The sequence below is a fragment of the Pseudomonas sp. yb_9 genome, assembly GCF_043103635.1.
In the GTDB taxonomy this organism is placed as follows: Bacteria; Pseudomonadota; Gammaproteobacteria; order Pseudomonadales; family Pseudomonadaceae; genus Aquipseudomonas; species Aquipseudomonas monteilii.
The window spans coordinates 44,806-68,755 of the sequence record NZ_JBICKA010000074.1; the positions used below are offsets into that span (position 1 = coordinate 44,806).

Annotated in this window: 23 protein-coding genes; 9 read left to right on the forward strand and 14 right to left on the reverse strand. The window is 62.8% G+C overall.

The window, feature by feature from the left end; all coding sequences use genetic code 11:
- Positions 1-58: 58 nt before the first annotated feature.
- From prpF to ACF8MI_RS19650, 5 genes are all read right to left on the reverse strand, one after another.
- Positions 59-1,249, reverse strand: coding sequence for a 2-methylaconitate cis-trans isomerase PrpF (prpF, locus tag ACF8MI_RS19630; protein ID WP_200929251.1), 1,191 nt, complete (start codon positions 1,247-1,249; stop codon positions 59-61).
- A gap of 13 nt (positions 1,250-1,262) precedes the next feature.
- Positions 1,263-3,851: a Fe/S-dependent 2-methylisocitrate dehydratase AcnD gene (gene acnD, locus ACF8MI_RS19635; RefSeq protein ID WP_060498360.1), complete on the reverse strand. Its 2,589-nt coding sequence runs from the start codon at positions 3,849-3,851 to the stop codon at positions 1,263-1,265.
- A 159-nt stretch (positions 3,852-4,010) separates the two neighbouring features.
- Positions 4,011-5,138: a 2-methylcitrate synthase gene (prpC, locus tag ACF8MI_RS19640; protein ID WP_060498361.1), complete on the reverse strand. Its 1,128-nt coding sequence runs from the start codon at positions 5,136-5,138 to the stop codon at positions 4,011-4,013.
- 58 nt (positions 5,139-5,196) lie between these two features.
- Complete coding sequence (prpB, locus tag ACF8MI_RS19645; RefSeq protein WP_016714743.1) at positions 5,197-6,087, reverse strand: methylisocitrate lyase; 891 nt, start codon at positions 6,085-6,087, stop codon at positions 5,197-5,199.
- Positions 6,084-6,800 carry a GntR family transcriptional regulator gene (locus ACF8MI_RS19650; RefSeq protein ID WP_016714744.1) on the reverse strand — a complete coding sequence of 239 codons (717 nt, stop codon included), beginning with the start codon at positions 6,798-6,800 and terminating at the stop codon, positions 6,084-6,086. The genes prpB and ACF8MI_RS19650 overlap by 4 nt, the downstream gene beginning before the upstream one ends.
- Positions 6,801-7,105: 305 nt before the next feature.
- On the opposite strand from ACF8MI_RS19650, the gene ACF8MI_RS19655 reads away from it, so the two are divergent.
- The 5 genes from ACF8MI_RS19655 (at position 7,106) to ACF8MI_RS19675 (ending at position 12,444) form a co-directional block, all read left to right on the forward strand.
- Entirely contained in the window at positions 7,106-7,642 is a 537-nt protein-coding gene (locus tag ACF8MI_RS19655) for an ATP-dependent zinc protease (protein ID WP_060498362.1), read from the forward strand.
- Between the two features lie 5 nt (positions 7,643-7,647).
- Entirely contained in the window at positions 7,648-9,183 is a 1,536-nt protein-coding gene (locus tag ACF8MI_RS19660; protein WP_016714745.1) for an inactive transglutaminase family protein, read from the forward strand.
- Complete coding sequence (locus ACF8MI_RS19665) at positions 9,183-10,163, forward strand: alpha-L-glutamate ligase-like protein (protein WP_060498363.1); 981 nt, start codon at positions 9,183-9,185, stop codon at positions 10,161-10,163. Before ACF8MI_RS19660 ends, ACF8MI_RS19665 begins: the two co-directional genes overlap by 1 nt.
- Before the next feature lie 124 nt (positions 10,164-10,287).
- Positions 10,288-11,631, forward strand: coding sequence for an aminodeoxychorismate synthase component I (gene pabB, locus ACF8MI_RS19670; RefSeq protein WP_200929250.1), 1,344 nt, complete (start codon positions 10,288-10,290; stop codon positions 11,629-11,631).
- 78 nt (positions 11,632-11,709) lie between these two features.
- A complete protein-coding gene (locus ACF8MI_RS19675; protein ID WP_060498365.1) occupies positions 11,710-12,444 on the forward strand; it encodes a phosphoadenylyl-sulfate reductase in 735 nt (244 codons plus the stop codon).
- 100 nt (positions 12,445-12,544) lie between these two features.
- Here ACF8MI_RS19675 and cysB read toward each other — a convergent pair whose 3' ends face one another.
- From cysB to ACF8MI_RS19690, 3 genes are all read right to left on the reverse strand, one after another.
- On the reverse strand, positions 12,545-13,519 hold the full coding sequence (gene cysB, locus ACF8MI_RS19680) for an HTH-type transcriptional regulator CysB (protein ID WP_010953293.1): 975 nt from the start codon (positions 13,517-13,519) through the stop codon (positions 12,545-12,547).
- 129 nt (positions 13,520-13,648) lie between these two features.
- Positions 13,649-14,146 (reverse strand): universal stress protein, encoded by a 498-nt coding sequence (locus ACF8MI_RS19685; protein ID WP_104835167.1) that lies wholly within the window; start codon positions 14,144-14,146, stop codon positions 13,649-13,651.
- Between the two features lie 124 nt (positions 14,147-14,270).
- Positions 14,271-15,218: a putative 2-dehydropantoate 2-reductase gene (locus tag ACF8MI_RS19690; protein ID WP_060498366.1), complete on the reverse strand. Its 948-nt coding sequence runs from the start codon at positions 15,216-15,218 to the stop codon at positions 14,271-14,273.
- A gap of 232 nt (positions 15,219-15,450) precedes the next feature.
- Here ACF8MI_RS19690 and ACF8MI_RS19695 point away from each other — a divergent pair, with 232 nt between their 5' ends.
- Positions 15,451-16,527 (forward strand): 3-deoxy-7-phosphoheptulonate synthase, encoded by a 1,077-nt coding sequence (locus ACF8MI_RS19695; protein WP_019097589.1) that lies wholly within the window; start codon positions 15,451-15,453, stop codon positions 16,525-16,527.
- 64 nt (positions 16,528-16,591) lie between these two features.
- Here the strand turns inward: ACF8MI_RS19695 and ACF8MI_RS19700 are convergent, their stop codons facing one another.
- On the reverse strand, positions 16,592-16,873 hold the full coding sequence (locus ACF8MI_RS19700) for a GNAT family N-acetyltransferase (protein ID WP_016714752.1): 282 nt from the start codon (positions 16,871-16,873) through the stop codon (positions 16,592-16,594).
- A gap of 508 nt (positions 16,874-17,381) precedes the next feature.
- Here ACF8MI_RS19700 and oprI point away from each other — a divergent pair.
- Positions 17,382-17,633, forward strand: a complete 252-nt coding sequence (oprI, locus tag ACF8MI_RS19705; protein WP_003259780.1) for an outer membrane lipoprotei OprI — start codon at positions 17,382-17,384, stop codon at positions 17,631-17,633.
- Positions 17,634-17,765: 132 nt separating this feature from the next.
- Here the strand turns inward: oprI and ACF8MI_RS19710 are convergent, their stop codons facing one another.
- The 3 genes from ACF8MI_RS19710 to ACF8MI_RS19720 form a co-directional block, all read right to left on the reverse strand.
- A complete protein-coding gene (locus ACF8MI_RS19710; RefSeq protein ID WP_060498367.1) occupies positions 17,766-18,743 on the reverse strand; it encodes a L,D-transpeptidase family protein in 978 nt (325 codons plus the stop codon).
- 114 nt (positions 18,744-18,857) lie between these two features.
- Positions 18,858-19,148, reverse strand: a complete 291-nt coding sequence (locus tag ACF8MI_RS19715; RefSeq protein ID WP_016714754.1) for a hypothetical protein — start codon at positions 19,146-19,148, stop codon at positions 18,858-18,860.
- A gap of 58 nt (positions 19,149-19,206) precedes the next feature.
- Entirely contained in the window at positions 19,207-19,812 is a 606-nt protein-coding gene (locus tag ACF8MI_RS19720) for an arylesterase (RefSeq protein WP_060498368.1), read from the reverse strand.
- Between the two features lie 10 nt (positions 19,813-19,822).
- Here ACF8MI_RS19720 and ACF8MI_RS19725 point away from each other — a divergent pair, with 10 nt between their 5' ends.
- Complete coding sequence (locus tag ACF8MI_RS19725) at positions 19,823-20,506, forward strand: ABC transporter ATP-binding protein (protein ID WP_060498369.1); 684 nt, start codon at positions 19,823-19,825, stop codon at positions 20,504-20,506.
- Positions 20,506-23,013 carry an ABC transporter permease gene (locus tag ACF8MI_RS19730; protein WP_156867201.1) on the forward strand — a complete coding sequence of 836 codons (2,508 nt, stop codon included), beginning with the start codon at positions 20,506-20,508 and terminating at the stop codon, positions 23,011-23,013. Before ACF8MI_RS19725 ends, ACF8MI_RS19730 begins: the two co-directional genes overlap by 1 nt.
- Before the next feature lie 38 nt (positions 23,014-23,051).
- On the opposite strand, the gene greB is transcribed toward ACF8MI_RS19730, so the two are convergent.
- Both greB and ACF8MI_RS19740 read right to left on the reverse strand, forming a co-directional pair.
- Entirely contained in the window at positions 23,052-23,525 is a 474-nt protein-coding gene (greB, locus tag ACF8MI_RS19735) for a transcription elongation factor GreB (RefSeq protein WP_060498371.1), read from the reverse strand.
- Positions 23,526-23,536: 11 nt separating this feature from the next.
- Positions 23,537-23,845 carry a hypothetical protein gene (locus ACF8MI_RS19740; protein WP_060498372.1) on the reverse strand — a complete coding sequence of 103 codons (309 nt, stop codon included), beginning with the start codon at positions 23,843-23,845 and terminating at the stop codon, positions 23,537-23,539.
- Between the last annotated feature and the right edge of the window lie 105 nt (positions 23,846-23,950).

The window sequence follows — 23,950 nt, forward strand, 5'->3', positions numbered from 1 at the left end:
GCTCCTGTGAAAGGGGGCTGCTGTGCAGCCCCTCTTGAAGCCGAGCGCCATTGGTGCGTTAGAAGCTATCGCCAGGCACGCGAACCCAGCCCTCCATCAGCACGCGAGCACTGCGGCTCATGATTGCCTTGGTCACTGTCCACTCACCATTCACCTGACGCGCCTCGGCCCCGACCCGCAAGGTGCCCGAGGGGTGGCCGAAACGCACGGCGCTACGCTCCCCCCCGCCAGCCGCGAGGTTGACCAGCGTGCCCGGAATGGCCGCCGCAGTGCCAATCGCCACCGCAGCCGTCCCCATCATCGCATGGTGCAGCTTACCCATGGACAAGGCGCGCACCAGCAGGTCGATATCACCCGCTTGCACCGCCTTGCCACTGGACGCAGTGTAGGTGCTCGGCGGCGCAACGAACGCCACTTTTGGTGTGTGCTGACGTCCGGCTGCCTGGTCGACGTTTTCAATAAGGCCCATGCGCACGGCACCGTAAGCGCGAATGGTCTCGAAGCGCAGCAGCGCCTGAGGGTCCCCGTTGATGGCATCCTGCAGTTCAGCACCGGTGCAACCGATATCGGCCGCATTGACAAAGATGGTAGGAATGCCGGCGTTGATCAGGGTGGCCTTGAACGTGCCTACGCCCGGCACCTCCAGCTCATCGACCAGGTTACCGGTCGGGAACATCGAACCGCCGTCACCGTCTTCGTCGGCTGCCGGGTCGAGAAACTCCAGCTGCACCTCGGCCGCCGGGAAGGTCACCCCGTCCAGCTCGAAATCGCCGGTTTCCTGCACTTCACCTTCGGTGATCGGCACATGGGCGATGATGGTCTTGCCGATGTTGGCCTGCCAGATGCGCACCGTGGCGATACCGTTGCGTGGAATGCGCGCCGCGCTCACCAGGCCACTGCTGATGGCGAACGAACCGACCGCCGCAGACAGGTTGCCGCAGTTGCCGCTCCAGTCGACAAACGCCTTGTCGATACTGACCTGGCCGAACAGGTAGTCCACATCATGCCCGGGCTTGATGCTTCGCGACAGGATCACGGTCTTGCTGGTGCTGGAGGTGGCACCGCCCATGCCGTCGATCTGCTTGCCGTAAGGGTCGGGGCTACCGATTACCCGCAACAGCAGCGCATCGCGGGCCGGCCCCGGGATTTGCGCCTGCTCGGGCAGGTCTTGCAGGCGGAAGAACACACCCTTGCTGGTGCCGCCACGGATGTAGGTGGCGGGGATTTTTACTTGCGGTACATGTGCCATGTTCAAGTCCTGTTCAAGCGGTTGCTTCGAGGAAGTCCTGGGCAAAACGCTGCAGCACGCCACCCGCCTCGTAGATCGACACTTCCTCGGCGGTATCCAGGCGGCAGGTCACCGGCACTTCCAGGCGCTCACCATTGCTGCGGGTAACCATCAGGGTCAGAGTCGCCCGCGGCGTACGCGCGCCCAGAACGTCATACGTCTCGCTACCGTCCAGGCCCAGGGTCTTGCGGTCGGTGCCCGGCTTGAACTCCAGCGGCAGCACGCCCATGCCCACCAGGTTGGTACGGTGAATGCGCTCGAAGCCTTCGGCCACGATCGCCTCGACACCCGCCAACCGCACGCCCTTGGCCGCCCAGTCACGGGACGAACCCTGGCCGTAATCGGCGCCGGCCACGATGATCAGCGGCTGCTTGCGCTGCATGTAGGTTTCGATGGCTTCCCACATGCGGGTGACCTTGCCTTCCGGCTCGATACGCGCCAGCGAACCCTGCCTTACGCTGCCGTCTTCCTTGCGCACCATTTCGTTGAACAGCTTGGGGTTGGCGAAGGTGGCACGCTGGGCGGTCAGGTGGTCGCCACGGTGGGTGGCGTAGGAGTTGAAGTCTTCTTCCGGCAAGCCCATTTTCGCCAGGTACTCGCCAGCGGCACTGTCGAGCATGATGGCGTTGGACGGCGACAGGTGGTCGGTGGTGATGTTGTCCGGCAACACCGCCAGCGGGCGCATGCCGCGCAGGGTGCGCTCACCGGCCAGGGCACCTTCCCAATAGGGCGGGCGGCGGATGTAGGTGCTCATCGGGCGCCAGTCGTACAGCGGCGCCACCTTCGGTCCACGGTCTTCCTCGATGGCGAACATCGGGATGTACACCTTGCGGAACTGCTCTGGCTTGACCGCAGCACGCACCACGGCGTCGATCTCTTCATCGCTCGGCCAGATATCCTTGAGGCGGATTTCCTTGCCATCGACCACACCCAGCACATCCTTCTCGATATCGAAGCGGATGGTGCCGGCAATGGCATAGGCCACCACCAGTGGCGGGGACGCCAGGAAGGCCTGCTTGGCATACGGGTGGATACGCCCGTCGAAGTTACGGTTACCCGACAGCACGGCGGTGGCGTACAGGTCGCGGTCGATGATTTCTTGCTGGATTACCGGGTCCAGGGCGCCGGACATGCCGTTGCAGGTGGTGCAGGCAAAGGCGACGATACCAAAGCCCAGTTGCTCCAGCTCCTTCTCCAGCCCCGCCTCTTCCAGGTACAGCTGCACGGCCTTGGAGCCCGGTGCCAGCGACGACTTGACCCAGGGTTTGCGGGCCAGGCCCAGCTTGTTGGCATTGCGCGCCAGCAGGCCTGCGGCAATCACGTTGCGCGGGTTGCTGGTGTTGGTGCAGCTGGTGATGGCGGCGATGATCACCGCGCCGTCAGGCATTTGCCCCGGTACTTCTTCCCAACTGCCGGCGATGCCTTTGGCCGCCAGGTCGCTGGTGGCCACGCGTGCGTGTGGGTTGGACGGCCCGGCCATGTTGCGCACCACGCTCGACAGGTCGAAGCTCAGGGTGCGCTCGTAGACGGCGGCGCCCAGGCTGTCGGCCCACAGGCCGGCGGCCTTGGCGTAGGTCTCGACCAGCTTGACCTGCTGCTCTTCGCGACCGGTCAGGCGCAGGTAATCGATGGTCTGCTGGTCAATGGCGAACATGGCTGCAGTGGCGCCGTATTCCGGGGCCATGTTGGAGATGGTGGCGCGGTCGCCCAAGGTCAGGGCACGGGCACCCTCGCCATGGAACTCCAGGTACGCGCCAACGACTTTCTGCTTGCGCAGGAACTCGGTCAGGGCCAGCACCAGGTCGGTGGCGGTGATGTTCGGTGCCAGCTTGCCGGTCAGTTCGACGCCGACAATTTCCGGCAGGCGCATCCACGAGGCACGGCCCAGCATCACGTTCTCGGCTTCCAGCCCGCCGACGCCTATGGCGATTACGCCCAGGGCGTCGACATGGGGCGTGTGGCTGTCGGTGCCGACGCAGGTGTCCGGGTAGGCCACGCCACGGTCGTTGTGGATGACTGGCGACATCTTCTCCAGGTTGATCTGGTGCATGATGCCGTTGCCCGGCTGGATCACGTCGACGTTCTTGAACGCTTTCTTGGTCCAGTTGATGAAGTGGAAGCGGTCTTCGTTGCGGCGGTCTTCGATGGCGCGGTTCTTTTCGAACGCCTGCGGGTCGAAGCCACCGCACTCGACGGCCAGCGAGTGGTCGACGATCAGCTGCACCGGCACCACCGGGTTGACCGCGGCCGGGTCACCGCCTTTGTCGGCAATGGCATCACGCAGGCCGGCCAGGTCGACTAGCGCGGTCTGGCCGAGGATGTCGTGGCACACCACGCGGGCCGGGAACCAAGGGAAGTCGAGGTCGCGCTTGCGCTCGATCAGTTGGCTCAGCGAGGCATCGAGGGTGGCCGGATCGCAGCGGCGCACCAGGTTTTCGGCGAGCACGCGGGAGGTGTATGGCAGGCCGTCGTAGGCGCCGGGCTTGATCGCCTCGACCGCCGCACGGGCATCGAAGTAGTCCAGGTCGGTGCCTGGCAGGTTTTTGCGGTATGCAGTATTCATTGTTCAGGCTCGGTCAAGGATTCGGAAAGCTCCGCCGCACCCTTGTAGGAGCGGGCTTGCCCGCGCATGCGTCAGCAGGTGCTCCGCTGTTGCCCGGTCGGGCGCATTCGCGGGCAAGCCCGCTCCCACAGGGGAAACGGGTTGCCTCTCTATTTCTGTTCAGCGCTGTTCGATCGGCACGAACTGGCGCTGCTCGACGCCGACATATTCGGCACTCGGGCGGATGATGCGGTTGTTGGCGCGCTGCTCGAAGACATGCGCCGCCCAGCCGGTCAGGCGCGAGCAGACGAAGATCGGGGTGAACAGCTTGGTCGGAATGCCCATGAAGTGGTACGCCGAAGCATGGTAGAAATCGGCATTGGGGAACAGGCGTTTCTGCTCCCACATGGTCTTGTCGATGGCTTCGGAAACCGGGTACAGCACCTTGTCACCCACTTCGTCGGCCAACTGCTTCGACCAGCCCTTGATCACCTCGTTGCGCGGGTCGGACTCTTTGTAGATCGCGTGGCCAAAGCCCATGATCTTGTCCTTGCGCTCCAGCATGCGCAGCAGCTCGGCGGTGGCGTCCTGCGGGCTCTGGAAACGCTCGATCAGCTCCATGGCCGCCTCATTGGCACCGCCGTGCAGCGGGCCGCGCAGCGAGCCGATGGCAGCGGTGACGCAGGAGTACAGGTCGGACAGGGTCGAGGCACAGACGCGGGCAGTGAAGGTCGAGGCGTTGAACTCGTGCTCGGCGTAGAGGATCAGCGACACGTTCATCACCTTGACGTGCAGCGCGCTCGGCTTCTTGCCATGCAGCAGGTGCAGGAAGTGGCCACCGAGGGTGTCTTCGTCGCTGGTGCAATCGATGCGCACACCCTCATGGGTGAAGCGGTACCAGTAGCACATCACGGCCGGGAACAGTGCCAGCAAGCGGTCAGTCTTGTCGCGCTGGGCCTCGAAGGTGAGCTCGGGCTCCAGGGTGCCCAGCACGGAGCAACCCGTGCGCATCACGTCCATCGGGTGAGCGTCACGCGGGATGCGCTCCAGCACTTCCTTCAGTGCTTGCGGCAGGTCACGCAGGCCCTTGAGCTTGCGCTTGTAATCCGCCAGCTCGGCCTGGGTTGGCAGCTCGCCGTACAGCAGCAGGTAGGCGACTTCTTCGAATTCGGCACCGGCCGCCAGGTCACGCACGTCATAACCACGGTAGGTCAGCCCGGCACCGGCCTGGCCCACGGTCGACAGTGCGGTCTGGCCAGCCACTTGGCCGCGCAGGCCTGCACCACTGAGTACTTTTGCTTCGGCCACGGTGATTCTCCTTTCTTGAATTTGTTATGGATGCTTTCTGGCTAATTCGGGGTGTTGCTCAGCCCTTCTTCTGGGCAAACAGCGCATCGAGGCTCTGCTCGAAGGCGTGGTAACCAATGGCATCGTAGAGCTCCATGCGGGTCTGCATGGTGTCGATCACGTTTTTCTGCGTGCCGTCGCGGCGCAGCGCGGTGTACACATTCTCGGCTGCCTTGTTCATGGCACGGAACGCCGACAGCGGGTACAGCACCAGCGACACGTCAACCGAGGCCAGCTCTTCGGTGGTGTACAGCGGCGTGGCGCCGAACTCGGTGATGTTGGCCAGGATCGGTGCCTTCACCCGGTCAGCGAACGTCTTGTACATCTGCAGTTCGGTGATGGCTTCCGGGAAGATCATGTCGGCGCCCGCTTCGATACAGGCCTCGGCACGGTCCAGGGCCGCGTTCAGGCCTTCGACGGCCAGGGCATCGGTACGCGCCATGATCACGAAGCTGTCATCAGTGCGGGCATCGACGGCGGCCTTGATGCGGTCGACCATTTCCTGCTGGCTGACGATTTCCTTGTTCGGGCGGTGACCACAGCGCTTGGCGCCCACCTGGTCCTCGATATGGATGGCGGCAGCACCGAACTTGCTCATCGAACGCACGGTGCGGGCAACGTTGAAGGCCGAGGCACCGAAGCCGGTGTCGACATCCACCAGCAACGGCAGGTCGCACACGTCGGTGATACGGCGCACGTCAGTGAGCACGTCGTCCAGGCCACTGATGCCCAGGTCCGGCAGGCCCAGGGAGCCGGCGGCCACGCCGCCACCGGACAGGTAGATGGCCTTGAAGCCGGCGCGCTTGGCCAGCAGGGCATGGTTGGCGTTGATGGTGCCAACCACCTGCAGCGGGTGCTCAGCGGCAACGGCATCGCGGAAACGCTGACCGGGGGTGCTCTTCACAGTCATTTCTCACCTCGTGGGCTGTTGTTGTGGGCGTCCAGGTAGTGACGCTCGATATTGCGCTTGGACGCGCCGATGTGGCGGCGCATCAGGAGTTCGGCCAGTTCGCCGTCACGGTCGGCGATGGCATCGAGAATGCGGTGGTGCTCGGAAAACGCCTGGCGTGGGCGGTTGGGCGTGGCCGAGAACTGGATGCGGTACATGCGCACCAGCTGGTACAGCTCGCCACACAGCATCTTGACCAGGGTCTGGTTGCCGCTGCCCTGGATAATCCGGTAATGGAAGTCGTAGTCGCCTTCCTGCTGGTAATAACCCAGGCCGGCCTGGAACGCGGCATCGCGCTCGTGGGTGTCGAGCACCCGGCGCAGCTCGTCGATGTCTGCCTGGCTCATGCGCTCGGCGGCCAGCCGGCAGGCCATGCCTTCGAGCGATTCACGGATTTCATACAGCTCGATCAGCTCGGCGTGGTTGAGTGACACAACCCGCGCCCCCACATGCGGCACGCGCACCAGCAGGCGCTGGCCTTCAAGGCGGTGAATGGCCTCGCGCAGCGGCCCGCGGCTGATGCCATAGGTGCGCGCCAGCTCCGGCTCGGAGATCTTGCTGCCAGGGGCGATTTCACCTTTGACGATGGCCGCCTGGATGCGCCGGAAGACGTTTTCGGAAAGGGTTTCCGTTTCGTCTGCCTGCACCGGGCTGGGGGTGGAAAGGTCCTGCATATTGTCGACACCTTGAAAAACTCTTCGCCAGAAATTAACGAACAGAGCCCTCCAAGTCAAAGACAAAATGAATATTGTCGACAATCATCTAAGAACGAACTATCACCCTCTCGATGCTGTCAGATCGCGCACCGCTGGCGTCAAGACGTCGGCGTGATAGAATGCCGCGCCTCCGATGGGGTATGGATAGCCTGTCTGTCATCCATTCATGCTTGTTGACAGATAAACGAGGAAGCTTGCGCAGTCGTTGCCAGTCGCCTTGCCCTTAACATAGCCCGAACCTTGCACCGCACCGCGCCAGGATTATGAGACTTACACCCGTTTTATTGCTGCTATACCTCACCCTGCTACCGGCCCTTGGCCAGGCGGCGGGCAAGACCGTGTATGGTCTCAACGAATACGCCCGCCTGGGCGACCTGGACCTGGAAGTGGCCGCCAAGCTCGACACCGGTGCCAAGACCGCATCGCTCAGCGCCCGCGACATCAAGCGTTTCAAGCGCAACGGCGAAAGCTGGGTGCGCTTCTACCTGGCCATCGATGCGGCGCACTCGCACCCGATCGAGCGCCCACTGGCACGCGTGAGCAAGATCAAGCGCCGGGCCGGCGACTATGATGCCGAATCGGGCAAGGCCTATACCGCCCGCCCGGTCATCGAACTCGAAATCTGCCTGGGCCAGGCCATGCGCACCATCGAAGTCAACCTCACCGACCGCAGCGCGTTCCAGTTCCCGCTGCTGATCGGCTCCGAGGCGCTCAAGCACTTCGACGCGCTGGTCGACCCAAGCCTTAAATATGCGGCCGGCAAACCTGCCTGTGCCACCGACGCTCCCAAAGCAGAGTAATCCCGATGCGCTCTCTTACCCTCCATCTGAAAGTCCTGATCACCGTCCTGGTGCTACTGGGCGTGGCGGTCACGGCTTATCAGATCTTCTTCCTCGGCATCCCGGTGACCGAGGATGAAACCGACGACCTGTGGAACATCGACGCCAAGGTCGAGTTCGTGGCCAGCACCAAGGACCCGGTCAAGGTGCAGATGTTCGTGCCACCGCTGAACCGCGACTACGTCAGCCTTAACGAGAGCTTCATCTCCAACAACTACGGGGTCAGCGTCAACCGCGCCGACGGCAACCGCAAGGTTACCTGGTCGGCCCGCCGCGCCAGCGGCAACCAGACCCTGTACTACCGCCTGGTGCTGACCAAGCGCTACAGCAACGAGAAGACCACCGTCAAAGGCCCGACCTTCCGTGACAGCCTGGCGATCGAAGGCCCCGAGAAGATTGCCGCCGAAGCCCTGATGGCGCCGATTCGCCAGCACTCCGCCGACGTCGAGACCTTCGTCAGCGAGACCATCAAGCGGGTCAACAACCTCAACGACGACAACGTCAAGCTGCTGCTGGCCGGCGACACCTCGCCAATGAAAAAGGCCCAGATCATCGACCTGCTGCTGTCGATCGCCCATGTGCCGATGGAGAAGGTGCACACCATCCGCCTGGTGGCCGATACCCCGCAAACCCCTGAGCTGTGGCTGCGCAGCTTCAACGGTAACGACTGGCTGTACTTCAACCCGGACACCGGCGAGCAGGGCCTGCCCAGCGACCGCCTGCTGTGGTGGACCGGTGACGACAACCTGATTACCGTCGATGGCGGCAAGAAGGCCAACGTCACCTTCAGCATGAACAACAGCGAGATGAACGCCATCCGCCTGGCCAAGCTGACCGACGAGAACACCGACGCCGACTTCCTCGAATACTCGCTGTACGGCTTGCCGCTGCAAACCCAGCAAACCTTCATGATCATGGTGATGATCCCGATCGGCGTGCTGGTGATCCTGGTATTGCGCAACCTGATCGGCCTGCAGACCCTGGGCACCTTCACCCCGGTGCTGATCGCCCTGGCCTTCCGCGAGACCCAGCTGGGCTTCGGCATCGTGCTGTTCACGGTCATCACGGCCTTGGGCCTGTCACTGCGCTCGTACCTGGAACACCTCAAGCTGCAGATGCTGCCGCGCCTGTCGGTGGTACTCACCTTTGTCGTGGTGCTGATCGCCGCCATCAGCCTGTTCAGCCACAAGCTGGGCCTGGAGCGCGGGCTGTCGGTGGCATTGTTCCCGATGGTGATCCTGACCATGACCATCGAACGCCTGTCCATTACCTGGGAAGAACGTGGCGGTGGCCATGCCATGAAAGTGGCCATCGGCACCCTGTTCGCCGCATCGCTTGCGCACCTGCTGATGATGGTGCCGGAACTGGTGTACTTCGTGTTCACCTTCCCTGCCGTGTTGTTGATCCTGGTGGGCTTCATGCTGGCGATGGGCCGCTACCGCGGCTACCGCCTCACCGAGCTCGTGCGCTTCAAGGCATTCCTGAAGAAGGCTGACGCCTGATGTTTGGCCTGATCAAGACGTGGAAAGCCCTGGAGGCCCGGGGCATCATGGGTATCAACCGGCGCAACGCGGACTACGTGTTGAAGTACAACAAGCGCCACCTGTACCCGATCGTCGACGACAAGATCATCACCAAGGAGCGTGCCCTGGCGGCCGGCATCCATGTGCCGGAAATGTACGGCATCATCGAGACCGAAAAAGAGATTGAAAAGCTCGACCAGATCATTGGCGGGCGCAGCGACTTCGTCATCAAGCCGGCGCAGGGTGCCGGCGGTGATGGCATCCTGGTCATCGCTGACCGCTTCGAGGACCGCTACCGCACCGTGTCGGGGAGGATCATCAGCCATGAGGAAATCGAGCACCAGATTTCGAGCATCCTCACCGGCCTGTACTCGCTGGGCGGCCACCGCGACCGCGCACTGATCGAATACCGGGTCACCCCCGACCAGATCTTCAAGAGCATCAGCTACGAAGGCGTGCCGGACATCCGCATCATCGTGCTGATGGGCTACCCGGTCATGGCCATGCTGCGCCTGCCGACCCGCCAGTCCGGCGGCAAGGCCAACCTGCACCAGGGCGCCATCGGCGTGGGTGTCGACCTAGCCACCGGCGTGACCCTGCGCGGTACCTGGCTGAACAACATCATCAGCAAGCACCCGGACACCACCAATGCGGTGGACGGCGTGCAACTGCCGAACTGGGACGGCTTCATGAAGCTGGCGGCCGGCTGCTATGAGCTGTGCGGCCTGGGCTACATTGGCGTGGACATGGTGCTGGACCAGGACAAAGGCCCGCTGATTCTGGAACTTAACGCCCGCCCGGGCCTGAACATCCAGATTGCCAACGACTGCGGCCTGACCCAGCGCACCCATGCCATCGAAGCGCACATCGAAGCACTGGCGAAGGACGGCATTACCGAAGATGCCGAACAGCGCGTTCGTGTAGCGCAGGGGTTGTTCGGGCACGTGCCTAACCGCTGAAATCTTGGGACCGCTGTGCGGTCCCTGCATAAAACACAATGTTGAATGTCGCGCCCAGTGCTAGGCGCTTTTCCTACACAGGTCTACAATCGCCCTCCTCGCTTTTACATCGCCGTCCACACTGATGCCGACCTGTACGCTGCACCCCCTGCCCTACCAGCCCGACCCTGCTGCCTATTTCGCCCGCCTGCGCCTGGCCCCCGGCGCGATCCTGCTCGACAGCGCCCGCCCCGGCGCCGAACGCGGTCGCTTCGACCTGCTCAGCGCCTGGCCGCTGCAACAGTTGCAAGCACAGTTCGATGAAGACGGCCGCGCATTCCTTCAGCGTCTGCGTGCCGGCCTGGCGCAACTGGGCCACGCCAGCTTGCCCAAGGGCGTTGAGCTGCCCTTTGCCGGTGGCCTGATCGGCTACCTGAGCTACGACTTCGGCCGCCGACTGGAACACCTGCCAAGCCTGGCTGTGGACGACCTCGGCCTACCTGACGCGCAACTGGGCCTCTACGCTTGGGCACTGGTCAGCGACCACCTGCACGGCACCAGCCAGCTGGTGTTCCACCCGAGCCTGGCAAGCGACGAGCGAGAACGCCTGATCAGCCTGTTCGAAGGCAGTAGCTGCACCGAAACCGGTGATTTCCAGTTGCTCGCCCCAATGGCGGGTGACCTGCAGCCGGAACAGTACAAAGCCGCTTTCGACCAGGTACAGCGCTACATCCAGGCCGGTGACTGCTACCAGATCAACCTGACTCAACGCTTCCGCGCCCCCTGCCAGGGCGACCCCTGGCGAGCCTACCAGGCCCTGCGCAAGGCATGCCCCACGCCGTTTTCCGGCTACCAGCAATTGGCTGACGGCAGCGCCTTGCTGAGCTTCTCGCCCGAGCGCTTCATCCGTGTCAGCCAGGGCCAGGTGGAAACCCGGCCAATCAAAGGCACCCGTCCGCGCGCCAGCGACCCAGGTGAAGACGCACGCAATGCCGAGGAGCTGCTGCGCAGCCCCAAGGACCGCTCGGAAAACCTGATGATCGTCGACCTGCTGCGCAACGACCTGGGGCGCACCTGCGAAATCGGCTCGGTGAAAGTACCGGAGCTGTTCAGCCTGGAGAGCTACCCCAACGTCCATCACCTGGTCAGCAGTGTCACTGGCCAGCTTGCCAACGACAAGGATGCCCTGGACCTGATCGGCGACAGCTTCCCCGGCGGCTCGATCACCGGCGCGCCGAAAATTCGCGCCATGCAGATCATCGACGAGCTGGAACCCGCGCGCCGGGCGCTGTACTGCGGCTCGCTGCTGTATGTGGATGTGCGCGGCGAGATGGACAGCTCGATTGCCATTCGCAGCCTGCTGGTCAAAGACGGCCAGGTCAGCTGCTGGGGTGGCGGCGCGGTCGTGGCCGACTCCGAATGGCAAGCCGAATATGAAGAGTCGATCGCCAAAGTGCGGGTGTTGATGCAGACCTTGCAGGGCTTGTGAGTCCGTCTAGCCCGCGTTTTTTGTTACCATCACCTTACTACGAGCGCACAGCGCCACAGCCAAGATGGAAACCGCCTGATGAGCCAACCCTTCGACGTCGCCGCCCTGGCCGCGACCTATGCCAACAAGTCCCCGCAGGACATCCTCAAGCTTGCCTTCGAGCACTTTGGCGATGACCTGTGGATTTCTTTCAGCGGCGCCGAGGACGTGGTGCTGGTCGACATGGCCTGGAAGCTGAACAAGCAGGTCAAGGTGTTCAGCCTCGACACCGGCCGACTCCACCCGGAGACCTACCGGTTCATCGACCAGGTTCGCGAGCAGTACAACCTGCCAATCGAAATCCTCAGCCCGGACCGCGACAAGCTTGACCCGTTCGTGAAAGAAAAGGGCCTGTTCAGCTTCTACAAGGACGGCCACGGCGAGTGCTGCGGCATCCGCAAGATCGAACCGCTGCGCCGTAAGCTGGCTAGCGTGCGCGCCTGGGCAACCGGCCAGCGCCGCGACCAGAGCCCGGGCACCCGCAGCCAGGTCGCGGCACTGGAAATCGACAGCGCCTTCTCCACACCCGAGCGCACGCTGTACAAGTTCAACCCGCTGGCGCAGATGAGCAGCGAGGAAGTGTGGGGTTATATCCGCATGCTTGAGCTGCCGTACAACAGCCTGCATGAACGAGGCTTCATCAGCATTGGCTGCGAGCCTTGCACCCGGCCGGTACTGCCGAATCAGCATGAGCGCGAGGGGCGCTGGTGGTGGGAAGAGTCGACACAGAAGGAATGCGGGTTGCACGCGGGCAACCTGATCAGCAAGGCCTGATAAGGAGCTTTAAGTTACAAGCTGCAAGCCACAAGAAAAAAGCAGCCCGTAGATGGACTGCCTTTTCTTGAAGCTTGCAGCTTAAAGCTCGTAGCTGCTTTCAGTGCACCGGCAGTTCGACACCTTCGAACAGCTCTTCCAGCTCCTGCTTGTTATGGCACTGAATGGCCTTGGCCATCACTTCGCGGGTCAGGTGCGGGGCGAACTTCTCGATGAAGTCGCACATGAAGCCACGCAGGAAGGTGCCACGGCGGAAGCCGATCTTCGTGATACTGGCCTCGAACAGCTCGCTGGCATCCAGCGCCACCAGGTCACTGTCGAGCTTGGCATCCACAGCCATGCCCGCGACGATACCCACGCCCAGCCCCAGGCGCACATAGGTCTTGATAACGTCGGCGTCGGCCGCAGTGAACACCACTTTCGGCGTGAGGCCGCGGTGGTTGAACGCTTCGTCCAGCTTCGAGCGCCCGGTAAAGCCGAACACATAGGTAACGATCGGGTATTCGGCAACCGCTTCCAGAGTGAGTTTCGGCAGCTTGGCCAGCGGGTGACCCTGCGGCACCACCACGCAACGGTTCCACTTGTAGCACGGCATCATGATCAGGTCGCCGAACAGCTCCAGGGCCTCGGTGGCGATGGCGAAATCTACCGTGCCGTCTGCTGCCATCTCGGCGATCTGCATGGGCGACCCCTGGTGCATGTGCAGGGACACTTCCGGGTACTGCTTGATGAAGCTGCTGATCACCGGCGGCAAGGCATAGCGCGCCTGGGTGTGGGTAGTGGCGATGGACAGCGTGCCCTTCTTCTCGTTAGAGAACTCCTGGGCAATCTGCTTGATGCTTTCGACCTTGCGCAGGATTTCGCCAGCGGTATTGATGATGCGCTCGCCGGCCGGCGTGACGCGGGTCAGGTGCTTGCCGCTACGCGCAAAGACTTCAACACCCAGTTCGTCTTCGAGCAGGCGGATCTGCTTGCTGATACCTGGCTGGGAGGTATACAGGCTCTGCGCCGTCGCGGAGACGTTGAGGTCATGGTGCGCCACTTCCCAGATGTAGCGCAGTTGTTGAAGCTTCATAGGTTCCCCTCGGTTCAGCGATGAGTCCGCGGCAGCAGGCAGCGACGATATATAACTATATTAGTGGTTCTGGAAATAAATCTAGAACAATTTTGTTACATGCCCCCCGGAAACAGCCTACAGCCATCTTCATGCTTTCCTACGCCCCAAGTGCTGCGCCAACGGCACCATGTACACCGGCACCGGTGACAGCTGCAGCAGCCGAACCGCCGTTCGCCCAAGGGGCACATCCACGCCGGCACCGGCGCTGTGGCTGCCGAAAATCAGCAGGTCGACACTCAACCGTTGTGTCTGGTCAAGGATTACCTGCGCGGGGTCACCCTGGCGCACCCGCACCGCCTTGATCACCGCGAGGTCGGCCTCCTCGCCCAGCTCATCACGAAAGTTTTCCAGCACGCGCTGCTCGATGTTGGCCATCACCGTGTTCACGCCCTGGCTGTGCAACTGGTCGAGCGTCTGCTCATCAAGGTAGCTTTGCAGGAGGGATTCGGCGAACTGCCCCATGGGTTCCACTGCATGGATCACATACAACTCGGCATTGAACGTACGCGCCAAGGCCAGCGCGTGTTGCATCACAAAAGGTGCGTAGACACCGAGGTCGGTGGCGTACAGCATAGAGCGGATCATTCGACCTCCTCGACTGCCGCAGCGGCAGAGCAAGCTTCAGCTTAGCAGCGCGCCGGATGCACGCTTTGCCGTCCGGCGCGCTACTGGCGCGGGCTGAAGCGCCCAGCCGAGGTCAGTGCCGCCCTCAGTGAGGCCGGTGGTTGCTGTCGAGGAAGCTCAGCGACTGATAGAGCATTTCCATACGCGGCAAGCAGCAGCCTGCCGCACGCGCACGGGCCAGCGGCTCGGCATAGATGGCCTGCAATTCCAGTGGGCGTTTGAACGTATGGTCGTGATACATGCTTGGCCAGTAGTCGGGCATGCGCTCGGTCACCTGGAACAAGTGCTCGGCATAGCCCTCGGGCAACACGTGGCCACAGGCTGCGGCGCCCTGCACCACCTCGGCCATCAATGCCTGGATGAGATCACGGCTGTGGCTGTCTGCCATCAGCGGCGTGGTGCTGGCCCCCAGCAGCACAGACAGGCCATTGTAGGGCACGTTCCACACCAGCTTCTGCCAGCGCGCCGAGTCGAGATTTGGCATGGCCTGCGAATCGATGCCCGCGCGTTTGAACAACGCCACCCCCTCACCGACCAGCGCAGCACCGCCATCACTTGCCGGCCCACTGTGGTAACCCAGGTTGACAGCTCCGAGTGCCTGATGGCGGATCACGCCTGGCGCATGACGGTTGACACAGATAAAGCACAGGCCGCCCAGCAGGTGCATGTCGCTACGCAAGGCCGGGCGCAATTGCTCCTCCACGCCCAGACCGTTCTGCAGCAGTACAACCTTGGCGCCGGATGCGCCGGCCTGCACGATCAGCGGTGCCAGCTGATCATTGCTGGTGGCCTTGGCACCGATCAGCAACCAGTCGCAAGGCGGCATGTCGGCGGCACTGGCATAGGTTTGTACCTGCATCTGCAACGCACCATGCACATCACTGTCCAGGGTCAGCCCTTGCTCACTGACGGCCTGGTACTCGCTGCGCAACAGAAAATGCACATCGAAACCGGCCCGGGCCAGCATCAACCCATAGAAGCCGCCGATGGCGCCACTGCCGATGATTCCGATGCGAGGGGTGTGCGGATGCATGCCGATCTCCGAGTATAAAGTCAGCCCTCTTTTTACACAGGTTACGCAGCGCTGGGCAGCCCATTCGCGCTCAACGCACTTGATCAGGGAAAAACCCCACAATGACTGGGCCAAGCCCATTGTCGCGCCACCTGTAACGCGCTAAGGTTCGGCTCCCCGCTGCGAATATTCTTGCTGCTGGGCCGCACGGGGATAGCTGGCGGCCGGCACCCGTGACCTGACGAGTAACACGATGGCTGATTTACCGATCGATGACTTGAACGTTGCCTCCAACGAGACCCTGATCACCCCCGATCAGCTCAAGAAGGAAATCCCCCTCAGCGCCAAGGCCCTGCAGACCGTGACTGCCGGCCGTGAAGTGGTGCGCAATATTCTCGACGGCAAGGACCATCGCCTGTTCGTCGTGGTCGGCCCTTGCTCCATCCACGACATCAAGGCCGCCCACGAGTACGCCGAGCGCCTGAAGGTGCTGGCCGAAGAAGTGTCCGATACGCTGTACCTGGTCATGCGCGTGTACTTCGAAAAGCCACGCACCACCGTGGGCTGGAAAGGCCTGATCAACGACCCGTACCTGGATGACTCGTTCAAGATCCAGGACGGCCTGCACATTGGCCGTCAGCTGCTGCTGGACCTGGCCGAGATGGGCCTGCCGACCGCCACCGAGGCGCTCGACCCGATTTCGCCGCAATACCTGCAAGACCTGATCAGCTGGTCGGCCATCGGTGCCCGCACCACCGAATCGCAAACCCACCGCGAGATGGCCTCGGGCCTGTCTTCGGCGGTCGGCTTCAAGAACGGCACCGACGGCGGCCTGACCGTTGCCATCAACGCCCTGCAGTCGGTGTCCAAACCACACCGCTTCCTTGGCATCAACCAGGAAGGCGGCGTGTCGATCGTCACCACCAAGGGTAACCCTTACGGCCACGTGGTACTGCGCGGCGGCAACGGCAAGCCGAACTACGACTCGGTCAGCGTCGCCCTGTGCGAGCAGGACCTGGCCAAAGCCAGGATCAAGGCCAACATCATGGTCGATTGCAGCCACGCCAACTCCAACAAGGACCCGGCCCTGCAACCGCTGGTGATGGAGAACGTTGCCAACCAGATCCTCGAAGGCAACCAGTCGATCATCGGCCTGATGGTCGAGAGCCATCTGAACTGGGGCTGCCAGTCGATCCCGAAAAACCTGGAAGAGCTGCAGTATGGCGTCTCGATCACCGATGCCTGCATCGACTGGTCGGCTACCGAGAAAACCCTGCGCAGCATGCGTACCAAGCTGAAGGACGTGCTACCGCAGCGTAAGCGCGGCTGAGCATTGCAATAAACAAAACGCCGGGCATTGCCCGGCGTTTTTGTATCTGCTGCCTTTCGGCAGCTCAGGCCTTGCTGGAATGCCGCTGCTGACGCTCCATGTAGCGTTCCACATACGAGCAGGACGGAATGACCGTGTAGCCCATCTGTTCGGCGTACGCCAAGGCCTGCTCGGTCAACGCGGCGGCAATCCCGCGGCCCCGCAAGGCGTTCGGCACGAAGGTGCGATAGATGTCCAGCGTCTGCTTGCCCAGATCCATGTACGTCAGATAGGCACGATGACCGTCCACGTTGGTCTCGAACTGATGACCGGCCTGGTCATGGTGGATGGTCAGCGCTTCGCTCATCACTACTCCTCGCAGGTCTTCTCGGCAGACCCATACCTTCACCGATGGTGGTTTATCCGGCACAGAATCCTCTATGCCACCTGTTGCCCCTTCGACCTCTGGACGATTGCAATCGTTCGGATTCTCTGGCACTCACAAGATAGTAGGCGCCGTAAACGGGATTGCTCAAGGTGGTAGCGGCTAAAAATGGCGAAAATGCCCGGAAAGCGACTCTTCCCTGCACGTTCAACAGCCACCGGATGTTGTAGGGCTTAAGACGTCGAAGGACAGTTAAAGTCACCCTTAGTTCAACAAAAAAGTTCCTGTAGTACAACCGCTTGCGAGCCCTGCACGTTTTTTTCACACACGCGTCGCAAATCTTGTCGGCACGGCGTCAAGCAACATTTTTTTTGCAGTTCTTGCGCTCAGTCAGTTTACTTACTACAAGTAATGGGTACTATGTACGCCGGCCAGTTTCTCTTTTCCTGAGAGATGGCTATTTAATAGAAAGTCCTTGAAGGGGAACACGATGAACAACGTTCTGAAATTCTCTGCTCTGGCTCTGGCCGCAGTTCTGGCTACCGGTTGCAGCAGCGTATCCAAAGAAACCGAAGCTCGTCTGACTGCGACTGAAGACGCAGCAGCTCGCGCTCAAGCTCGTGCTGACGAAGCCTACCGTAAGGCTGACGATGCACTGGCAGCCGCTCAGAAGGCTCAGCAGACCGCTGACGAAGCCAACGAGCGCGCCCTGCGTATGCTGGACAAAGCCAGCCGCAAGTAATAATCCTCACGGATTGTTATGGAGCCGACCCACTTGTGGGTCGGCTTTTTTATTGCCTGCAAACAAGGCAAACGCGTCACGCAGATACGAAAAGGCCCGCACTAAGGCGGGCCCGGGTGTGTCGCGAAAACCTTACTGCAGTTCGGGCGGTATGCTCGTCACCATCGGCGCATTGCCCTGGTTTTGCACCGGCACGGCAATTTCTACCGGCATGCCATCTTCTGCAGCCACCACGTCACGCACCATGTCCCAGTTCATGCGCAGGTTGTTGGCCAGGTCTTCCCGCTTGAGCAAAGCGTTGATAACCGCAGTGTGTTTGTCGACCACCGACGGGTTACCCTGGTCGTCCAGCGGCGTGTGCGCCTCCAGATAGACCTTGCCGCCACTGATACCGAACTTGTAGGGCTCGTTGATGATGCGTACCGGCGTACCGACCGGCACCATCTTCGACAGTTCCAACACGTTGTTGTTGAGCATGCGGAAGCAACCGTGGCTGGTACGCATGCCGATGCCGAACTTCTTGTTCGACCCATGGATCAGGTAGCCCGGTACGCCCAAGGTGAACTTGAACGGCCCCAGCGGGTTATCCGGACCTGCCGGCACCACAGCCGGCAGGATGTCACCGTCTGCGGCGTGTTCTTTACGGATGGAGGCAGGCGGCGTCCAGGTCGGGTTCGGCGTCTTGGCGGTGATCTTGGTGTTGGCGATCGGCGAACCCCACCCCTCACGGCCAATACCCAGCGGGAAGGTATGCACTACGTTCTGACCTTTCGGGAAGTAATACAGACGGTACTCGGCCAGGTTGATGACGATACCTTCACGCGGGCCCGGCGGCAGGATGTAGCGGGTCGGCAGGATGATCTCGGTACCGGCGCCCGGCAGCCACGGGTCGACGCCCGGGTTGGCGGCGATCATTTCCAGGTAGCCGAGGTCGTTGGCGGTGCCGATATCGGCGAACGTGTCCTCGTACTTGGCCTTGATCGTATGCACCTGGCCGACGATGTCTTCACCGGGCGGTGGCAGTGGCAATTCCAGCGCAGCAGCGGGGCCCGCTACCAGCAGGGCGGCCAGGGACAGGCTACGGGTGACGGCAGGAAAGCGCGGCAACATCCGGTAAATCCTTCGAAAGATAGGTCAAGAGGAACGATTGTACACCCGCCTTGATGCAAGCGGGAGGCATTGGCGCCCATGCAAGCGTTTCAGATGATGAAAGGTGCTTGCCGTTCAGCTGGCCTGCAGCTCTGGCCAGACCGGGCGCATGCCGCGCCGCTGGGCATCGAGGATGGCACGGCACAGGTCACACAGGCGGCTGTCACGGTAGATGGCGCGCGGCACGGCCGACCAGCGCGGCTGCGCAGGCAGCAGGCCGCCGCACAAGGTGCGGTCTACCGGCACGCCCAGCTCAAGCTGGCGAGCCACCAGGTGAACGCGGATTTCCTGGCAGGCGAACAGGTCGAGCTGCTCATCAGGCTCGATCAGTTGGTAGGCATACAGGGACCAGGCAGGGCGCGGCATCGGGGGCACTCGAAACGGGGGGCGCAACATTAGCCGAAAGCCGGCCCCGTTTAAAGCGTCAGAGCAAGGGTTTTATCGCCGGCCAGGCATTTTCCAGCAAACGCTGCTGGGCACCCTGGGCCGGGTGGATGCCATCGGCCTGCATCAACTCAGGCACGCCCCCTATTCCTTCGAGGAAAAACGGCACCAATGGCACCTGTTTATCCGCCGCCAGCTGTTCATACACCTTGGCGAATGCGGTGGTATAGCGCACGCCATAATTGGGCGGCAGGCGCATGCCCAGCAGCACCACCTTGGCGCCGGCCTGGCGCGCGCTTTCAATCATCGAGGCAAGATTTTGTTGCAATTGCGCAGGCGGCTGCCCACGCAAGCCATCGTTACCGCCCAGCTCCAGCACCACCAAGCTCGGTTTATGGGCTGCAAGCAGCGCCGGTAGCCGCGCCTGGCCACCTGCACTGGTGTCACCGCTGATCGAGGCGTTGACCACTTTATCGTCGAAACCTTCGTCCTTGAGCCGGGTCTGCAACAAAGAGACCCAACCCTGGCGGCTATCCAGGCCAAAACCGGCGCTGATACTATCGCCAACAACCAGCAGTGTTCCCGCCGCCGCGCTCTGGGCCAGGCAATACAGGGCCAGACCGGCACTCAACCACCACACTCGCATCGGATTCTCCATGGGCCCCAGCATTCTCGTTGCGCAGAACCTTAGCAAAGTGGTCTCCAGCGCGGAAGGTGACCTGACCATCCTTCACGCACTCTCCCTCGACCTGGCCCAAGGCGACAGCCTGGCTATCGTCGGCGCCTCGGGCTCCGGCAAGTCGACCCTGCTCGGTTTGCTTGCCGGCCTCGATCAGCCCAGCGCCGGCCAGGTCATCCTTGCCGGCCATGACCTGGGCCCCCTGGATGAAGACCAGCGCGCCCGCGTGCGCGCCGAACATGTGGGCTTCGTGTTCCAGTCGTTCCAGCTGCTCGACAGCCTCAACGCCCTGGAAAACGTGATGCTGCCATTGGAGCTGGACGGCCGCCGGGATGCCCGCGAACATGCGCGCACCCTCCTGGAACGGGTCGGCCTCGGCAAGCGCCTGAGCCACACGCCCCGTCAACTGTCGGGCGGTGAGCAGCAGCGGGTTGCTATCGCCCGCGCCTTCGCGGCACAACCGGCGGTGCTGTTTGCCGACGAGCCCACAGGCAACCTCGACAGCCACACGGGCGAGCGCATCAGCGATTTACTGTTTGAGCTGAACAAGGAGCGCGGTACCACCCTGGTGCTCGTCACCCATGACGAACGCCTGGCCCGGCGCTGCCGCCGCCAGATCCGCCTGGACGCGGGGCGCCTGGTGGCCCCGGTGGAGGCCTGATGACCCACATGCCGTTGTCCCGCCTGTGCGGCCTGGCCCTGCGCCAGCTGCTGCGCGACATTCGCGCCAGCGAAGTACGCGTGTTGTTCTTTGCCCTGCTGGTGGCCGTGGCGGCCAGCACCGCCATCGGCTATTTCGGCGCCCGCCTCAACGGCGCCATGCAGCTGCGCGCCAGTGAATTCCTGGGCGCCGACCTGGTGCTGCAGGGCAGCGCCCCGGCCCGTGCACAGCAGATCGATACCGGCACGGCACTTGGCTTGCGCCATGCACAGCTGGTCGAATTCACCAGCGTGGTAGGCGGCGACAATGGCATCCAGCTGTCCAGTGTAAAGGCTGCCGATGGCGCCTACCCGCTACGTGGGCAAGTACGCAGCGCAGCGGCACCCTATGCCGAGGAAACCCCAGGCGGCGGCCCGGCACCTGGCGAGGCATGGGTCGAGCCCCGCCTGCTGGCCGCCTTGGGGCTGGCGATTGGCGACAGCATCGACGTGGGCATGAAAACCCTGCGCATGAGCCGCGTGCTGACCTACGAACCTGACCGCGCCAACAACTTCTACAGCCTTACCCCCCGGGTGATGATGAACCTGGCCGACCTCGAGGCCACTGGCGTCATTCAGCCGGGTAGCCGGGTTACCTACCGCGACCTGTGGCGTGGCGATACCGAGGCTCTGGCCCAATACCGCCAGGCCGTTGAAAAAGACCTGGCCGCCAACCAGCGCCTGCGCGACACCCGCGATGGCAACCAGCAGATCGGCGGCGCACTGGGCAAGGCCGAACGCTACCTGAACATGGCCAGCCTGGTGGCGGTACTGCTGGCGGGCGTGGCCGTGGCCCTGTCGGCCAGCCGCTATGCCGCACGCCGCCTGGACGCCAGCGCCCTGCTGCGCTGCCTGGGCCTGTCGCGCCGTCAGGCACTGGGACTGTATTGCCTGCAAATGGCCATGCTCGGCCTGGTCGCCGCCCTGGCCGGTGCCCTGCTCGGCTGGCTGGCCCAGCTGGGCCTGTTCCGCCTGCTGCAGGGGCTGTTGCCAAGCGTGGTGCCTGCTGGAGGTATCGTACCCGCCCTGGCCGGCATCGGTACCGGGCTGGTGGCACTGGCCGGTTTCGCCCTGCCGCCGATCGCTGCACTGGGCCAGGTGCCCCCGCTGCGGGTGCTGCGCCGCGACCTGCTGCCGATACCGCCCAGCAGCTGGCTGGTGTATGGCGCCGCGCTGTTTGCCTTGGGCCTGATCATGTGGCGGCTGAGCCTTGACCTGCTGCTCACCTTCGCCCTGCTCGGTGGCGGTCTGGTCGCCGCATTGTTGCTCGGCGGCCTGCTGTTGCTCGGTTTGCGCAGCCTGCGCCAGTTGCTGGCCGGCGCACCGCTGACCTGGCGCCTGGGGTTGGGCCAGCTGCTGCGTCACCCCACGGCCGCCGCCGGCCAGGCCCTGGCCTTCGGCCTGATCTTGCTGGCCATGGCCCTGGTCGCCCTGCTGCGCGCCGAACTGCTCGACACCTGGCAAGCCCAACTGCCCAAGGATGCACCCAACCATTTCGCCCTGAACATCCTGCCGGATGACCGCGAACCGTTCGCGCAACGCCTGCACCAGGTCAATGCAGCCTCGGCGCCGCTTTACCCGGTTACGCCCGGGCGCCTGGTGCAAATCAACGAGCAGCCAGTGCAGCAAGTTGTCAGCAAAGACTCGGCGGGTGAACGCGCCGTGCAGCGAGACCTTAGCCTGACCTGGGCCGCCGAACTGCCCGAAGGCAATCAACTCACTGCTGGCAGTTGGTGGCAAGCCTTGCCGGCCGACAGCGAAATTCCCGGTGTTTCGGTGGAAGCGGAACTGGCCACCAGCCTGAAACTGCACATCGGCGACCTGCTGACCTTCGACATCGGCGGCCAGCAGCGCCAGGCCCGGGTCAGCAGCCTGCGCAGCGTGCATTGGGACAGCTTCCAGCCGAACTTCTACATGATCTTCCAGCCCGGCACGCTGCAGGGGTTGCCGACCACTTACCTGACCAGTTTCTACCTGGCACCCGGCCACGACCTGGATGTGGTGGCGCTGTCGCGGGCATTTCCGGCGGTGACCATCCTGCAGGTGGACGCCTTGCTCGACCAGTTGCGCAGCATCCTCGCCCAGGTGACCCTGGCGGTGGAGTATGTGCTGCTGTTCGTGCTGGCGGCCGGGCTGGCGGTGCTGTTCGCCGGCTTGCAGGCAACGCTGGACGAACGCATTCGCCAAGGCGCCTTGCTGCGTGCGCTAGGGGCGGCGCGGCCATTGCTGGTGAAGGCGCGGCGTATCGAGTTCGGTTTGCTGGGTGCGGCCAGTGGGCTGTTGGCGGCAGTGGGTTGTGAACTGATTACCCTGGTGCTGTATCGCTATGCCTTCGATTTGCAGTGGAGCCCGCATCCTTGGCTGCTTGTGTTGCCGCTGGCGGGGGCGCTGCTGGTGGGAGGCGCGGGGGTGCTGGGGACGCGGCGGGCATTGAATGCGAGCCCGCTGGCGGTTTTGCGGGAGAGCTGATGGTTACCCGCGAAGAGGCCGGTACAGGCAACCCATAATCACTGTCCGTAGCTGATGCTGCTCACATACCAGGTCGCTTCACCGGTAGGTGTATGCACCACCACCTCATCGCCCTCTTCCTTCTTCAACAAGGCACGGGCCATGGGCGAATCGATCGAGATGTAGTCGTTGCGCCCGTAGATTTCGTCATAACCGACAATGCGAAACTTCATGGCCTCGCCATCATCATTCTCGATCTCGACCCAGGCGCCGAAAAACACCTTGCCTTCCTGCTGCGGCGAATAAGCCACCACCTTCACATCTTCAAGACGCTTTCGCAGATAACGCACCCTGCGGTCGATTTCGCGCAGCAGCTTCTTGTTGTACTGGTAGTCGGCGTTTTCGCTGCGATCCCCCAGGGATGCCGCCCAGGCAACCTTCTGAGTGATCTCCGGGCGATATACCCGCCACAGGTGGTCCAGCTCTTTCTTCAGCGCCTCATGGCCTTCCGTGGTAATGATGTTGGTGCTCAACAGCGCACTCCTTAACGGCGGGTAATCAGGCCTTGGCGCGCGATACGGGTGAGGTGGCCAATAACGTCTGCGGCCTCATCCTGCGCCGGAGCCTGGATGACGGCCAGGTCAAAACGGTCATTGCCGTACTGCGCCAGGCGGCAGCCGGTTTCGGCAAACTGAATCAGAAACGCGCGTGCCTGGCCCTTGCGCCGGGACAGGCCTTCGAGGTGACGCAAAAGGGTGGGCTGATGCTGGCCGCCGAGCAGAATGCGCGGTGTGCGGGACGCCTGGTTGGCAGGCAATGGGCTTAAACAGACACTGGTACGTGGGCAACTCATGGAGCTTCTCTCCGCCTCGCGAATCCCGCTGGGCAGCGGTGGGAGGCGTCACCGAACCAGCGCTTTAGCGGTATTTCGGATAACCCGGATGGGGGCTTTCCTGCG